This is a genomic window from Methanobrevibacter sp. UBA412 (assembly GCA_002495685.1).
GTDB classification, from domain to species: domain Archaea; phylum Methanobacteriota; class Methanobacteria; order Methanobacteriales; family Methanobacteriaceae; genus Methanobrevibacter_A; species Methanobrevibacter_A acididurans.
Genome location: DAGJ01000021.1, coordinates 95,486 through 109,684 on the forward strand (window position 1 = coordinate 95,486; position 14,199 = coordinate 109,684).

Consider the following 14,199-nt stretch of genomic DNA (forward strand, 5'->3'; position numbering starts at 1 on the left):
ATTTTTTTTATTTAATAAATTAAATGTATATACATAATTATATGTGTACACACTTACACATAAAATTATTTTTAAAAAAAATAATTAATGAAAAAAATATAAGTTAAAATCAATTCTTAGCACGAATTCTTAACTTTTCATAAATTTCATCAATTTTAGCATCTTCTTCTTTTTCTCTTTTCTTAAGAACATTATCATTTTTCAAATTAAATTTATCAATTAAATCATAAACATCCTTAGAAGAATGAGATACCTTTTTAGATGAAGTTTCTGTAAGTTTTTTATAAATCCTATCTACCTTTTTATCTTGCTCTTTTTCACTATAAGGCACATTCATAAAAATCCCTCATCTCTAATTTAATATTTTACATTTTAATAACAGGTAACTGTATTTCTCTTAAACAATCCTTCTCTTCAACTTCAAAAGGACTATTTAAAAATATTTCTTTAGGTGAACCAATAATATCATAATGATTCACTTCAGCAAATTCAATCATTTCATCATAACTTTCCCGAATATTATCACGAGACCCTTGATGAATACCTGAAAGAACAGTGTGTTCAACCATATCAGCAATATCTATTTCAGGAGTTTTATCCACTTCATCATCAGAAATAGGAACACCTAAATCATAAACAACATCATCTTCTTTAACTCTATCAGGCATCCGATAAAATATAACAAAATAATTACCAATAGTTTTAATCTCTTTATCTTCAACCCATCCAGTTAACTTAGAAATCATAACTTCCATATCACTTAAAGATCCTTTATGTTTCATAACAGCAATTTTATGATCAGGTACAATTTTTTCTTGAACATTCATAATAATCATTTCCTCATTAATTAAATATTAACTTTTTTATTTAAATAAAGTAACAGTTACAATTTCCCCTTCATCTACTAACTCAATATTTTTATCAACTTTAGTATAACCATCTGCAGTAGCTAAAGAAAATATAGCACCAGAATCCTTAAATATAGGTTCAACACCATCATTCTTTATTCTAACTAACTGATATTGCATTCTACCAATAGGAGAATGGATTCTTTTAGTTATAGGTCCGGTAAAAGTATTCTTATTCTCATCCACTTTAATACCAGCTAATTTCTCTAAACTTGGAACTACAAACACGTTAAAAATCACAAGCGCACTAACAGGATTTCCAGGCAAACCAATCACAATTTTACCATCAATAACCCCAACTAATGTAGGTTTACCTGGTTGAACTGTAATCCCATGAATATAAACACAACCTAATTCATCAAGAATACTTCTTAAATTATCCCCAACACCTGCAGAAGTCCCACCAGAAACTAATACAACATCAAAATCTTTAATACTACTATTAATCTTATTTTTTATAGAATCATAATCATCTTTAATAATACCTAAAGTTTCTGCATCTGAACCAGCAGCATCAGCCCCAGTTTTTAACATATCACTATTAACATCATAAATTTTCCCAGGAATAATAAGTTCATCATTATCTAATAATTCATTCCCTGTAGAAATAATACCAACTTTAGGCTTTTTATAAACATCAACTTCACTAATTCCTTGTGCAGCTATAACCCCAATTTTAGAAGGAGTTAAAAGATCACCTTTACTTAAAATCTTATTACCCTTTTTAATATCAGAACCTTTTTGCCCAATTTCTTGAGTAGGTGTTAAACTTTTAAATAAATTAACATTACCTTCATCATCTAAATCTGTAAACTCAACCATTTCAACAGCTTCAGCACCATCAGGCATAGGAGCACCAGTACTAATTTGGATACATTCTCCAAGTTTCAATGTTTTGTCACTAAAATCCCCAGCTTCAACAACATCCACGATCTTAACAATATTTGGACTTTCTTCACTAGCACCATAAGTATCCTCTACTTTAACAGCATAACCATCCTTAAGTGCTCTGTTAAAAGGAGGAAAATCTATTCTGCTTTCTATATCATTAAATAAAACACGATTAAGACTATCACTTAATTTAACACTTTCAGATTCTGGAGTATAATACTTTTCAAATAAATCCCCAATAATCTTCTTAGCATCACCAGATTCTTTAATCTTTAAAAATTCCTTTCCCATTTTAATCACAATTTTCTTAAAAATAAATAAAAATTTTTTATTATTAATTAGTATATCATTAATTCCAATTATATATAATATTATATATAAAGAATTATAAAATAATATTCATATTATAAAATATTGTATGTTTACAATTTTTTTAAAATATTAAAAAAACCCAGTATTTATTTTCTTAACAACTAAAATCATTATTAAGACACTTATAAATCATTTAAGGTTCATAAACAGGAGGAAAATTTTTGACTAATAAAAAACATAATAACAACAATGCCCCACAAGAGTATCACAGAGTAAGAACACCTCGAAGAGGAGAAATGCCAGGAGTAGTAGAACAAATCATGGGACATGGAAAAATCAGAGTAAGATGCTCAGATGGATACATAAGAATGACCCGTATACCTGGAAAAATGAAAAAACGTATTTGGATTCGAGAAGGAGATGTTGTACTCGTTAAACCATGGGATTTCCAAACCAATGAAAAAGCTGATGTAATTTGGAGATACACTAGAACAGAATCTAACTGGCTCGAAAGAAAAGGCTACTTAAAAATGTAAAACCATCTATTTTTAAGTAAATTTTAATTCCCATACCAAAAATAAAAAATATTTCAAAAAAAATAATTTCAGAAGGTTAATAAAAATGGATTCTAAAATAAATAAAGCTGATGCAGAATTACAAAAATTAATCTCTGAAAAAAGAATAAAAGATGATGATGATAAAAAAGTAGCTAGTGAAGTATTCGATGATAAAACATTAAAAACCTTATACAAACTAGCTAACCAAAACTATTTAGACATCTTAAACGGGGCCATTAGCACAGGTAAAGAAGCAAACGTCCTTAAAGGCATAAAAGATGATGGATCCATAATAGCTGTAAAAATTTATCGAATCACCACATCTGATTTTAAAAAAATGCATTATTACATTGATGGTGATCCACGTTTCAATGTCAAATCAACAAATAAAAGACAACTAATAAAAGCTTGGGTTAATAAAGAATACCGAAACCTAAACAGATTATATGAAAATGGTGTAAATGTACCTAAACCTATTGTTGCCTTAGATAATGTATTATTATTAGAATTTATAGGAAATGATCAAGGAGAACCTGCAAAAACTGCACGATACGATCCTCCAGAAGACCCTACAGATTTTTATGAAAGATTACTTTTAGAAATGGATAGGTTCATAAATAAATCTAACTTAATCCATGGTGACCTATCAACTTTCAATATCATGAATTTTAATCAAAATCCTGTAATAATTGATGTTTCACAATCTGTAGTTCGAGATCATCCAATAGCTAAAGAATTATTGTTGAGAGATATAAAAAATATCTCTACAGAATTCAATAAATTAGGAGTTCAAACTTCTGAAAGTAAAATTAAAGATTATTTAAATCTTAAAATTTAATAAAACTACTTTCTACTATTTTTTTATAAAAGAAGATTACTTTTCAAATGCTTGGAAAATATTCTTTTAATAATTAATTTCAATATTAATAATAACGCTTGTTTATATCCAAAAAAAATAATAGGAAGTTAGTTTCTAATTTTTTAAAATATAAAAATTCATTTTTTTTCAAAATGAATAAATAAGATTAAAATAATATAAGAATAATGTATTTAATAATATTTGGAAAAAATGTTTAAATAAAACTTTTTTCTACTATTATAATAAAATTTGAGGTGAATAAATTGCCAGAAACTGACTATCTTAAAATTCCTAACAATCGAGTAGGAGTTTTAATTGGAAAAAACGGTGAAACTAAAGAACAAATTGAGAAAGTAACTCAAACCCAATTAGATATTGATGGAGAAGAAGGTTTAGTAACAATAAATCCAACTCCTGATATGGAAGATCAATTAGGTGTTTGGAAAACTAATCATATCGTCAAAGCTATAGGTAGAGGTTTTAATCCTGAAACTGCATTAAAATTATTAGATGATGATATGTACTTAGAAATAATTAAGTTACCTCTTTTTGTTGGAAAATCTAAAAAAGCTTTAGCTAGATATAAAGGAAGAATCATTGGAAAAGATGGTAAAACTAGAGAAATCATTGTTGGAATGGCAGAAGTGGATATGGCAATTTATGGAAAAACAGTTTCCATTATTGGTCTTCTAGATAATGTGGAGATTGCAAAAGAAGCTGTTGAAATGATTCTTAATGGATCAAGACATAAATCTGTATATGGATTTTTAGAAAATAAAAAGCAAGACTTAAAAATGAAAGAATTTAAGGCTATTGTTGGAATTGATGATGATGAAATTCAACTTCGTGATGATTTAGATGATAAAGATGATGAATCTGAATCAGATGAAGATTTAGAAGAATAATTATTTTTTTAATTCCCATTCTTTTTTTTATTTTATTTTAAAGATTAATTTGAATTTATTATTTAATTAATTTTTAAGATTTTTTCCATTTTTTTTTATCCTATTTCTTAAAAACTCCCTACATTACTAAATTTATTATCAAAAATTAGGCATACTCTGTTGATTAAACTTATTAGTTACACTAGTTCCATAATAATAATTAATCTTAAAAATATTAATTTTAGTTTTTTATAATAAAACTTATATATAATATTAACTATAGGTATATCTATTGATAAATTTAGTAGAGTTTATTCAATTTTATACAAAATAATATTTTTTTCTACCAAAAAATAAAATATAAATTTTCAAATTTATAAAAAAAGGTTTTTTCTTTTTATAAAAAAATTTTATTTAAAATTTTTTTTAGCTAATGCTATGAAAAAAATATTAAAATCATCATAATTACAAAATATATAAAAAATTTTTTTAATGGAGGTAAATTAATTTGTCCCAACAAGCATCAGAACTCTTTGACAACTTCCAAGAATTGACACCGTCAGAGTTCTTCAGAAAAAATAAACAAATGTTAGGATTCAGTGGAAAAATAAGATCATTAACCGTAGTATTCCACGAACTTATAACTAACAGTTTTGATGCAGCAGAAGAAGCTGGAATTCTTCCAGAAATTAAAATAGACTTAAAAAGACTTGATAAAGAACATTATGTTCTAAGACATTCAGATAACGGTCCCGGAATCCCAGAAAAATTCATAATGAAAGTATACTGTACAATGTTTGCAGGATCCAAGTTTAGAAACATCCAATCCCGAGGACAACAAGGATTAGGATGTAGTGGATGTGTACTTTTATCCCAAATGACTACAGGTGAACCAGCACATGTAATCTCAGGATACCAAGAAAACGGGGAACTAAAAGGAATTAAAATGGACTTTAAAATGGATGTTAAAAAGAACAAAGGTATGTTACTACACAAAGAAAAATATCCTGTAGACCATACTGGAGTATGCATAGAACTCCAATTTAAAGATGTTTCATATTCCCTAGCAGAACAAGGAGCATTTGAATATATACGTAGAACCATGATAGGAAACCCTCATGCAAAAATAATATTCAGAGACCCATCAGGACACAAATATATATTCAATAGAGCATCAGACATTGTACCTCCATTACCAAAAGAAGTATTACCTCATCCAAAAGGTGTTACCGCAGATGATTTAATCTTCATGGCTAAACACACAGATAAAAGACGATTTAAAAGTTTACTAACAAGTTCACTTTCCAGAATGTCTGCTAAAAGAATTAAAGAAGTTGAAGAACTAACTGGAATCGACTTAAACAAAAGACCAAAAGATATGAAATGGGCTGAAGCAGAAGCAATAGTACATGCTTTCTCTAAAATGAAATTCATGGCCCCACCAACAAACGGTTTAATACCAATTGGTTCAGATCAAATCGAAAAAGGTATGAAACAAATACTTAAACCAGAATTCATAACTTCCATTACAAGAAAACCAGTAACCTACAAAGGAGGAGTAGCTTTCATTGTAGAAGCTGGAATAGCATATGGAGGGGACTGTGGAAGACTCATCAGTGATCAAAGAAAAGCAGAAATAATGAGATTCGCAAATCGAGTACCATTATCATTCGATCAAGGATCATGTGCAATAACAGAAGCATTAAAAAGTATAGACTGGAAACGATACGGAATCAGAGACCTTGACAATGCTCCAATAACATTATTCATTAACATAATCTCAACCCAAGTACCATACTTATCTACAGGAAAACAAAGTATTGCTCCAGAACCTGAAATAGTTCATGAAGTAAGACAAGCATCAATGAAACTAGCACGAAGACTTCAAAAACATTTAAGAAAGAAACGAGCAGCTAAAGAAAAGAAAATGAGATCTAAAATATTCGAAGATTACGTACCTGTAATCTTAGAAGAAGCTGCAAAACTTGGAGAAGTTGAAGTACCAGACTATGAAGAAGTATTATCCAAAGTAACTAAAAGATCCATTGCAGATTTATTAGGTGAAACTGTAGAAGAAGTTGAAGAAGAGGAAGAAGATGCTTTAATGGAAGAACTAGATGAATTCGGATACAAAGTAGATGAAGAACATTCAAACATGACAAATATTGAAAATAAATCAGTTGTAGAAGAATTAGAAGATGAACTAATCATTGAAGAAGAAGATGCAAAAAAAACACAATCAGAAAGTAAACAATCTACTTTAACAAAAAATGAAGGTGACTAAATATGGCTGAAGAAGAAAGACCTGAAGATATGAAAAAAGGATTATCCCATAAAGAAAAAAGAAAAGAATACACATTCAATAAACTCAAAGAATTAGGTCAAGGAATTGTTGCTGATGTAGAACAAAAAAAAGTACCTTCATTAAAAATCCCTTCTAGAGGAACAGGAAACATAGTATATGATGATGCTAAAAAATATTATGTTCTCGGAGACCGATACGGTCGAAGATCATTAGGAAATGTTAAACAAATCCGTAAAATGGGACAAATGGTATTCACTGCAAATTTCTGTAAAGATTTAGTTCAAAGAGAAAAAACTGCAACAATACGGGAAATGTATTATGTATCTGAAGGTTGGGGTGTAGAATTTAACACACAACAGGAATCAAATACTGTAGGTGAAGATTTAGAAGTAGCACTTGGAACAACTCGTGAAGACCTTGGATTAATGCCCGAAGAAGATGGAGCATCAGTATACGGTGATTTAACCCTATTAGATGATGATGTTGAATTAAATGCTAAAAAATCTGGAAAATCAGGTTACACTATAAGTCCAACAATTGACCAAGTAGAATTTCTTGACTGTGGAGTAGAAAGAGTACTCGCAGTGGAAACAATGGGAATGTTTCACAGATTAGTTCAAGAAAACGCTTATGACAGATTCAACACATTAGTTGTTGGATTAAAAGGACAAGCAGCACGTGCAACAAGAAGATTCATAAAAAGATTAAACACAGAATTAAATTTACCAGTATATATTTGTAACGATGGAGATCCATGGGGATTCCATATTGCACAAGTTATCATATCTGGAAGTGCTAAATTAGCACATGTAAACTATGACCTTGCAACTCCAAATGCACAATTTATTGGTGTAACCGCAAGTGATATTATAAATTATGATCTTCCAACTGATCCATTAAAAGATATAGATGTTTTAAGATTAAAAGAACTATCTAAAGATCCAAGATATCAAACAGATTTCTGGCAGACTGAAATAAAAAAGATGCTTAAAATAGGTAAAAAAGCAGAACAGCAATCTTTCAGTAAATATGGATTAGAATATATTGTAGATACATACTTCCCACATAAATTAGGAATAGAAGAATAAACAATTTATAATCATAAATTAAATATTATTTTTCTTATTTTCTAAAATTTTCTTCTTTTTTTTAACTTTTTTTTTATAATACAATTAATAATACGTGTTGGATTTATTTATGAGAGATTTAAAACAATTAAAAATCAAATTATCTAATATAATTAATGAGTATAATGGAATAAATATTGATTATATTCCTACAGATTCTATAGTTATTGAACCTTGGACTAGGTTAAAATGTCAATATGGATGCTCCCATTATAAAAAGTCATTAACCTGCTCACCTTACCCACCGAAACCTAGTGAAATGCGAGAAATAGTGAAATCTTACTCTCAAGCTATCCTATTAGAATTTCATGAAAATTTTGAAATAATTAATAATCTTGTTGTGGAAGTAGAAAATGAATGTGCAAGAGAAGGTTTTTATAAAGCATTTGGTTTAGGTGCAGGATTTTGTAAATTTTGTAAAGAATGTAATCTTGAGGAATGTTTAAAACCTGAACTAGCTAGACCTTCACTTTCTGCAGTAGGAGTAGATATTCATAAAACAATAGCAAATAATGGATATGATATTTTAGCTTATGATGAAATTGAAAAAACATATTTATGTTATGGTTTAGTTTTACTTGATTAATTAAAATCTTAGTATTATAAGATTTGTATGGAATTATTTTAAAAGATTATATCAAATTACTTATATTACTAAAAGAAAAATAGTATTATAATTAATAAAATATGTTTTTATTAAATTTTAAAAAATTTTTTTTAGGTGTTAAAAAATTATGAAATCTGTCGCTATTAATGGATATGGAACTATTGGTAAAAGAGTAGCTGATGCAGTTGCAGCTCAAAAAGATATGAAAATTGTGGGTGTAAGTAAAACACGACCAACATTTGAAGCAAGAGCAGCAGTAAATAAAGATTATCCTTTATATATTGGTATTCCTGAACGTGAACACTTATTTAGGGAATCAGGAATTGAAATAGCAGGTACTGTTGATGATATGATTGAAGAAGCTGATGTTGTAGTTGACTGTACCCCTGGAAATCTTGGAAAAGCAAATCTAGAGAAATATAAAAAAGCTGGAGTTAAAGCTATTTACCAAGGTGGAGAAGATCATGAACTAACTGGATTATCATTTAATTCCTTTGCAAATTATGATGATTCATTTGGAGCAAATTATACACGTGTAGTTTCATGTAATACAACAGGATTAACAAGAACTTTATCAACTATAGATCCAATATGTGACATTAAAAAAGTAAGAGCAGTTATGGTTCGTCGAGGAGCAGATCCTAACGAAGTGAAAAAAGGACCAATAAATTCAATTGTACCTAACCCTCCTAAAGTACCTTCTCATCATGGACCTGATGTGAAAACTGTTATGGGAGATATTGATGTTACAACTATGGCATTATTAGTTCCAACAACTTTAATGCATCAACATAATTTAATGGTTGAAATTAATAATGATGTGACTATTGATGAAATTATAGATGCATTTGAAAAACGTTCCCGTGTAATGCTTGTAGATGCAAGTGAAGGATTAGGATCTACTGCAGAATTAATGGAATTTGCTAAAGAATTAGGTAGAAATAGAAATGATTTCTATGAAATCCCAGTATGGAGAGAATCAATAAACATTGTAGATAATGAATTATTTTATATGCAAGCTGTTCATCAAGAATCTGATGTTGTTCCTGAAAATGTTGATGCAATACGCGCATTACTTGAAATGGAATCAGATAATGAAAAATCCATAGCAAAAACTAATAAAGCAATGGGAATATTATAAAATAAAAAAAAATACACATTATATTAAAATTTCTAAACCTTTTTTTTAAATTTTTTTTTATAAATTAAATAATTCATAACCTTTTTTTTTTAGAAGTGATTAATCATGGAAGATAAAATAATTTTTGGACCAGCAGGAAAACCATTAGATTATAATGGAAGTGCTTATACTTCATCAAAATATCTCTCAAAACAGGGTTTACATGCATTTGAATATCAATCTTCTCATGGAATTAGAATTGGAGAGAAAAGTGCTAAAATATTGAAAAAACAATCAGAAAAAGAAGATGTTTTAATATCAATGCATGGGCCTTATTATATTAATATGTGTTCTAAGGAACCTGAAAAAATTGATGCTTCCATAGAAAGATTAGTTGATTCTGCAAGAGTAGGTGAATGGATGGGTGCATATCGTTTAGTGTTCCATCCAGGTTTTTATTCTAATCAAAAACCAGAAAAAGCTTTAGAGATATGTGAACAATCTTATAAAAGATTACTTGAAAGATGTGAAGAAGAGGGGTTTGAAAATTATACTTTTGCCCCTGAAACTACAGGTAAAAAATCTCAATTAGGTAATCTTGATGAAATTATTAATATGTGTCAAGGTTTTCAACATTTTGAACCCACTATAGATTTTGCTCATGTTCATGCTCGTGGACGTGGAATTTTGAATAAAAAAGAGGATTATAGTTGTATTTTCTCTAAATTAGAAAATGGTTTAGATATAAAAAGATTGCATTGTCATTTCACAACTATAGAGTATACTCATAATGGTGAGAGAAAACATCATAATTTAAATGAATATCCTGAATATGGGCCGTATATTAAGGATTTATTGTTAAATCTTATTGAAAATGATTGGAAAGCTACAATAATTTGTGAAACACCTCTTAGGGATAAAGATTCTATGAAGATGAAACAAATTTATGAATCTTTAATTTAAAATAAAATTTTTTTAATTTTACTTTTTTTTTAGATATAATATTTTTAATTTATAAATAGTTCAATTTTACTTTTTGGTAAATAAATTTTTAATATGCCTAAATTTAATTGTAATTTAAAATTATTATGATTAGATGGAATGTTTTTACATAATAGTAATATAATGCTTATTTTTTGCTTAATATGACAATATATTTATATAGGATGTTGATTACAATACTATAATATATAATAAATATATGTAAGAAAATATTTATTATAAAAAAAATTATTGTGGAGATGTTTAATAATGAAGAACAATGAATTACCTCTTGCACCTATTGCAAGAATCGTTAAAAATGCAGGTGCAGAAAGAGTAAGTGAAGATGCTAAAGAAGCATTAGCAGAAAAATTAGAAGAATGCGCAACTGAAGTAGCTAAAGAAGCTGTAGCTTTAGCAAGACATGCTGGTCGTAAAACCATCAAAGCTGAAGATATTAAATTAGCTAAAAGTGCAATTTGCTGCAAAGATTAAATTTATTAAATTTAATTTTTTTTATTTTAACTTTTTTTCAAAAATTAATAATACTACTTTTTTTACATAATTTTAATAAATACGAAATAATTTAAAATTAAACTATAAAACTTTTTTGTGTAAATTATATTTTTTTAAATTACATAAAACAATTATACTTTTATAAAAAAATATACATATTATTTTATAATAAAAAATTATAATAATTTTTTTTATCATATAATCTAATTATATTCTATTTTCAGGTGATTAAAAAATGTTTTATAAAACAATTATGCGTATAGACGATGTACACAGACTAAGAGATATAAGAGATCAATTATTAGTATTACAAGGACGAAATCCTACAAGAGAAGGAGATAGAGCTCTTAAAGTTGTAGTTCAAAGAATAGATAATATTCAAGAAAAATTAGATAAACGTTAATATTAATTAATTTCAAACAATCTACCATTATTTTAAGAAGGTTTAAATATTATGGAAATTAAAGAATATGCAAGTCTTAAAAAGATTCAAGATCAATTATTAATTGACCAAGGAAGAAAACCTACACGAAAAGGGAATAAATCCTTAAAACAAATTAATAAATCTATTCAAAAATTTAATAATATTAAATTAAAGTGAATATTTTTTTTATAGAATTTTTTTTTAATAAACTTTTTTTTGGATAAAAAGTTTAAATAACCATTTTTTTCAGTTGGTGTGAAATTTTGCAAACGAATAATCAAAACAATGACGTTAATAAATCTACGAATACAATAACCACTTCTAAAGTAAATAATAATAAAGAAGCTAAAGCAGTTGTTTTAAAAGGTGTTGGATATCCATTTAATTTTGCTTTAATGGATGGTTCAAATATAGAAATATCAGATAAGGTGCTATTTGAACAATATGCACGAGATCAATGGATAGGTATGGATGTAAGTGAAGGCACTTATCTTTTTGACCAAAAAATAATCCCAGATTTTGCATTTAAAGTTATCACTGTATTTCCAAACAATTCTGTAATTGGGGAAAATACTTCCATAGTTATTGTGGAAGAAGAAAAAGTTAAACCTACTTTGAAATCTATAAAAACTAATTTCAGTATTAGTGATGTGGTAGGTCAAGAAAGTGCTAAGAAAAAAGCTAAAGTTATAATGAAATATTTACATGAACCTGAAAAATTTGGAGAATGGGCACCACGAAACATACTATTTTATGGACTTCCAGGTACTGGTAAAACAATGTTAGCCAAAGCATTATCTAATGAAATCAAAGTTCCATTATATTTAATCAAAGCAACATCATTAATTGGTGATCATGTTGGAGATGGTGCATATAAGATCCATGAACTATTTACACTTGCACAAAAAACATCACCATCCATAATATTCATAGATGAAATAGACGCAGTAGCATTACACAGATCATACCAATCACTAAGAGGAGATGTATCTGAAATAGTAAACGCACTACTAACAGAAATGGATGGAATAAACCCAAATAAGGGGGTAATAACCATAGGTGCAACTAACAACATAGAAACATTAGATTACGCAATCAGATCAAGATTCGAACAAGAAATCGAATTTGCAATGCCTACAGAACAAGAAAGAAAACAAATCATAGAAAACAACCTGAAAACATTCCCACTAAAAATGGAAGTACCAACCGAAAAATTAGTACAAATATCAAAAGGCATGAGTGGAAGAGACATTAAAGAAAAACTACTCAAAACAGGATTACACAATGCAATATCTAATGATAAAAAAACAGTAACAAAACAAGACATTAAATATGCAATAGATATGAAAAAACAAAAACAAAACGAAGTAAAAAACATGTTTGTATAAAAAAAAGAATTTTCTTTAATAAATACAAACCCTACTATTTTTTTTTATTCAAATTAATAAAAATAATTCATTCATTAATGAAAAATTTCTCAGCTGCATTAATCAAATACTCATCCTCATCTTCAGCAGCATTCTTAATATTAACAGAAATATCATAAAAAATTTTATTAACAATAGATTTAGTAAGATTATCAATAATCTTAACACTACCTTCACTATCAGCTAACTTCACAATAGCTTTTTCACTTTCCCTTTGACGAATATCTTCCATATTAGATCTAATCTTACGTAAAATATCTTCAACTTTCATTAATTTAAAAGAATTTTCCAATAAATCAAATTCTTCTGAAATAATCTTCTCAGCAGCTTCAGATTCATTTTTACGCAAAGCCTTATTTTTTTCAGCAACCCCTCTTAAATCATCAATATTTAAAAGATTAACATTTAAATCTTTAACATCCTCATCAATATCTCGAGGATTAGCAATATCAATCATTAAAATATTTTCAGCATTTTTATCCTCAATAATAGGAGCAACACGTTCCTTAGTTAAAATATAATGAGGAGCACCAGTAGCACTAATAACAACATCAGCATTAGCCAAATAATGACCAATATCATCAATTAAAATAGATTCTCCACCTAATTCTTTAGCTAATCTATTTGCACGGAAATAAGTTCTATTAGCAACAAAAATCGCTTTCAAATCTTTCTCAGCAATAGCTTTAGCAACTAAAGTACCCATTTCACCAGCACCAATAACAAGAACACACTTACCTCTTAAATCACCAATAATTTCCTCAGCTAAATCAACAGCAGCAGAACCAATAGAAACACTACCCTGATTAATCATAGTCTTCTGTCTAACTTCCTGGCCCACATGAATAGCCTTTAAAAAAATAGTATCTAAAATTTTACCACAATGATTTTCCTTATCTGCAACTTTTTTAGAATCCTTAATCTGACCTAAAATTTGATCTTCACCAACAATCATAGACTCTAAACCAGAAGTCATTCTAAAAAGATGAATAATACTATCATCACCATATTGAATAATAATATTCTTATTATCATGATCTAATAATGGCTCATCATAAGAAATAAAATCATCATGAATATAATATTCATATCTGTTACAAGTAGATATTTCAACATATTCATTAATATCATACTTTTCTTTTAATTGATTAAATAAATTTTTTAAATCATTAGAAACTATTTCCATAGTCTCAATATCTGCAATTTTATGATCTACACCTATATTGATTATCAATTAATTCTCTCCCTAAAAAAAATAAACATAAAAGAAATTCTATTAAT

16 protein-coding genes are annotated in these 14,199 nt (G+C 27.7%); 12 read left to right on the top strand and 4 right to left on the bottom strand.

Annotation, left to right across the window (positions count from 1 at the left end):
- Nucleotides 1-109: 109 nt before the first annotated feature.
- Genes BP997_RS05865 through glp form a run of 3 tightly spaced genes read right to left on the bottom strand, consistent with a single transcriptional unit; the run spans nucleotide 110 to nucleotide 2,090 of the window.
- On the bottom strand, nucleotides 110-337 hold the full coding sequence (locus tag BP997_RS05865) for a hypothetical protein (RefSeq protein ID WP_413823788.1): 228 nt from the start codon (nucleotides 335-337) through the stop codon (nucleotides 110-112).
- Nucleotides 338-365: 28 nt separating this feature from the next.
- Nucleotides 366-827, bottom strand: a complete 462-nt coding sequence (locus BP997_RS05870; RefSeq protein ID WP_413823791.1) for a GyrI-like domain-containing protein — start codon at nucleotides 825-827, stop codon at nucleotides 366-368.
- A 36-nt stretch (nucleotides 828-863) separates the two neighbouring features.
- Nucleotides 864-2,090, bottom strand: a complete 1,227-nt coding sequence (glp, locus tag BP997_RS05875; RefSeq protein WP_413823793.1) for a gephyrin-like molybdotransferase Glp — start codon at nucleotides 2,088-2,090, stop codon at nucleotides 864-866.
- A 242-nt stretch (nucleotides 2,091-2,332) separates the two neighbouring features.
- Between glp and eif1A the strand changes: the two genes are divergently transcribed.
- The 12 genes from eif1A (at nucleotide 2,333) to BP997_RS05935 (ending at nucleotide 12,879) form a co-directional block, all read left to right on the top strand.
- Entirely contained in the window at nucleotides 2,333-2,647 is a 315-nt protein-coding gene (gene eif1A, locus BP997_RS05880; protein WP_409198532.1) for a translation initiation factor eIF-1A, read from the top strand.
- An 85-nt stretch (nucleotides 2,648-2,732) separates the two neighbouring features.
- Nucleotides 2,733-3,506, top strand: a complete 774-nt coding sequence (locus BP997_RS05885) for a serine protein kinase RIO (protein WP_409198533.1) — start codon at nucleotides 2,733-2,735, stop codon at nucleotides 3,504-3,506.
- Between the two features lie 284 nt (nucleotides 3,507-3,790).
- Entirely contained in the window at nucleotides 3,791-4,432 is a 642-nt protein-coding gene (locus BP997_RS05890; RefSeq protein ID WP_413823796.1) for a KH domain-containing protein, read from the top strand.
- Nucleotides 4,433-4,919: 487 nt separating this feature from the next.
- Nucleotides 4,920-6,695 (top strand): DNA topoisomerase VI subunit B, encoded by a 1,776-nt coding sequence (gene top6B / locus BP997_RS05895; protein ID WP_409198535.1) that lies wholly within the window; start codon nucleotides 4,920-4,922, stop codon nucleotides 6,693-6,695.
- Between the two features lie 29 nt (nucleotides 6,696-6,724).
- Nucleotides 6,725-7,804, top strand: a complete 1,080-nt coding sequence (locus tag BP997_RS05900) for a DNA topoisomerase IV subunit A (RefSeq protein WP_409199061.1) — start codon at nucleotides 6,725-6,727, stop codon at nucleotides 7,802-7,804.
- A gap of 109 nt (nucleotides 7,805-7,913) precedes the next feature.
- Nucleotides 7,914-8,429: a DUF2284 domain-containing protein gene (locus BP997_RS05905; RefSeq protein ID WP_409198536.1), complete on the top strand. Its 516-nt coding sequence runs from the start codon at nucleotides 7,914-7,916 to the stop codon at nucleotides 8,427-8,429.
- Nucleotides 8,430-8,577: 148 nt separating this feature from the next.
- Nucleotides 8,578-9,591: a phosphorylating glyceraldehyde-3-phosphate dehydrogenase gene (locus tag BP997_RS05910; RefSeq protein ID WP_409198537.1), complete on the top strand. Its 1,014-nt coding sequence runs from the start codon at nucleotides 8,578-8,580 to the stop codon at nucleotides 9,589-9,591.
- Between the two features lie 105 nt (nucleotides 9,592-9,696).
- Complete coding sequence (locus BP997_RS05915; RefSeq protein ID WP_413823798.1) at nucleotides 9,697-10,533, top strand: TIM barrel protein; 837 nt, start codon at nucleotides 9,697-9,699, stop codon at nucleotides 10,531-10,533.
- A gap of 288 nt (nucleotides 10,534-10,821) precedes the next feature.
- On the top strand, nucleotides 10,822-11,046 hold the full coding sequence (locus BP997_RS05920) for a histone family protein (protein ID WP_409198539.1): 225 nt from the start codon (nucleotides 10,822-10,824) through the stop codon (nucleotides 11,044-11,046).
- Between the two features lie 256 nt (nucleotides 11,047-11,302).
- Nucleotides 11,303-11,470 (top strand): hypothetical protein, encoded by a 168-nt coding sequence (locus BP997_RS05925; RefSeq protein WP_409198540.1) that lies wholly within the window; start codon nucleotides 11,303-11,305, stop codon nucleotides 11,468-11,470.
- A 51-nt stretch (nucleotides 11,471-11,521) separates the two neighbouring features.
- A complete protein-coding gene (locus BP997_RS05930; RefSeq protein WP_409198541.1) occupies nucleotides 11,522-11,668 on the top strand; it encodes a hypothetical protein in 147 nt (48 codons plus the stop codon).
- Nucleotides 11,669-11,754: 86 nt separating this feature from the next.
- Nucleotides 11,755-12,879, top strand: coding sequence for an AAA family ATPase (locus tag BP997_RS05935; protein WP_409198542.1), 1,125 nt, complete (start codon nucleotides 11,755-11,757; stop codon nucleotides 12,877-12,879).
- Between the two features lie 67 nt (nucleotides 12,880-12,946).
- Here BP997_RS05935 and hemA read toward each other — a convergent pair whose 3' ends face one another.
- A complete protein-coding gene (hemA, locus tag BP997_RS05940; RefSeq protein WP_409198543.1) occupies nucleotides 12,947-14,152 on the bottom strand; it encodes a glutamyl-tRNA reductase in 1,206 nt (401 codons plus the stop codon).
- Nucleotides 14,153-14,199: the final 47 nt, after the last annotated feature.

Bases quoted from the DNA above. Each gene is read 5' to 3' on its own strand.
- BP997_RS05910 (WP_409198537.1), top strand. From the start codon at position 8,578: ATGAAATCTGTCGCTATTAATGGATATGGAACTATTGGTAAAAGAGTA.
- BP997_RS05915 (WP_413823798.1), top strand. From the start codon at position 9,697: ATGGAAGATAAAATAATTTTTGGACCAGCAGGAAAACCATTAGATTAT.
- BP997_RS05865 (WP_413823788.1), bottom strand. From the start codon at position 337: ATGAATGTGCCTTATAGTGAAAAAGAGCAAGATAAAAAGGTAGATAGG.
- BP997_RS05900 (WP_409199061.1), top strand. From the start codon at position 6,725: ATGAAAAAAGGATTATCCCATAAAGAAAAAAGAAAAGAATACACATTC.
- BP997_RS05925 (WP_409198540.1), top strand. From the start codon at position 11,303: ATGTTTTATAAAACAATTATGCGTATAGACGATGTACACAGACTAAGA.
- BP997_RS05905 (WP_409198536.1), top strand. From the start codon at position 7,914: ATGAGAGATTTAAAACAATTAAAAATCAAATTATCTAATATAATTAAT.
- BP997_RS05930 (WP_409198541.1), top strand. From the start codon at position 11,522: ATGGAAATTAAAGAATATGCAAGTCTTAAAAAGATTCAAGATCAATTA.
- glp (WP_413823793.1), bottom strand. From the start codon at position 2,090: ATGGGAAAGGAATTTTTAAAGATTAAAGAATCTGGTGATGCTAAGAAG.
- BP997_RS05870 (WP_413823791.1), bottom strand. From the start codon at position 827: ATGAATGTTCAAGAAAAAATTGTACCTGATCATAAAATTGCTGTTATG.
- BP997_RS05885 (WP_409198533.1), top strand. From the start codon at position 2,733: ATGGATTCTAAAATAAATAAAGCTGATGCAGAATTACAAAAATTAATC.
- BP997_RS05920 (WP_409198539.1), top strand. From the start codon at position 10,822: ATGAAGAACAATGAATTACCTCTTGCACCTATTGCAAGAATCGTTAAA.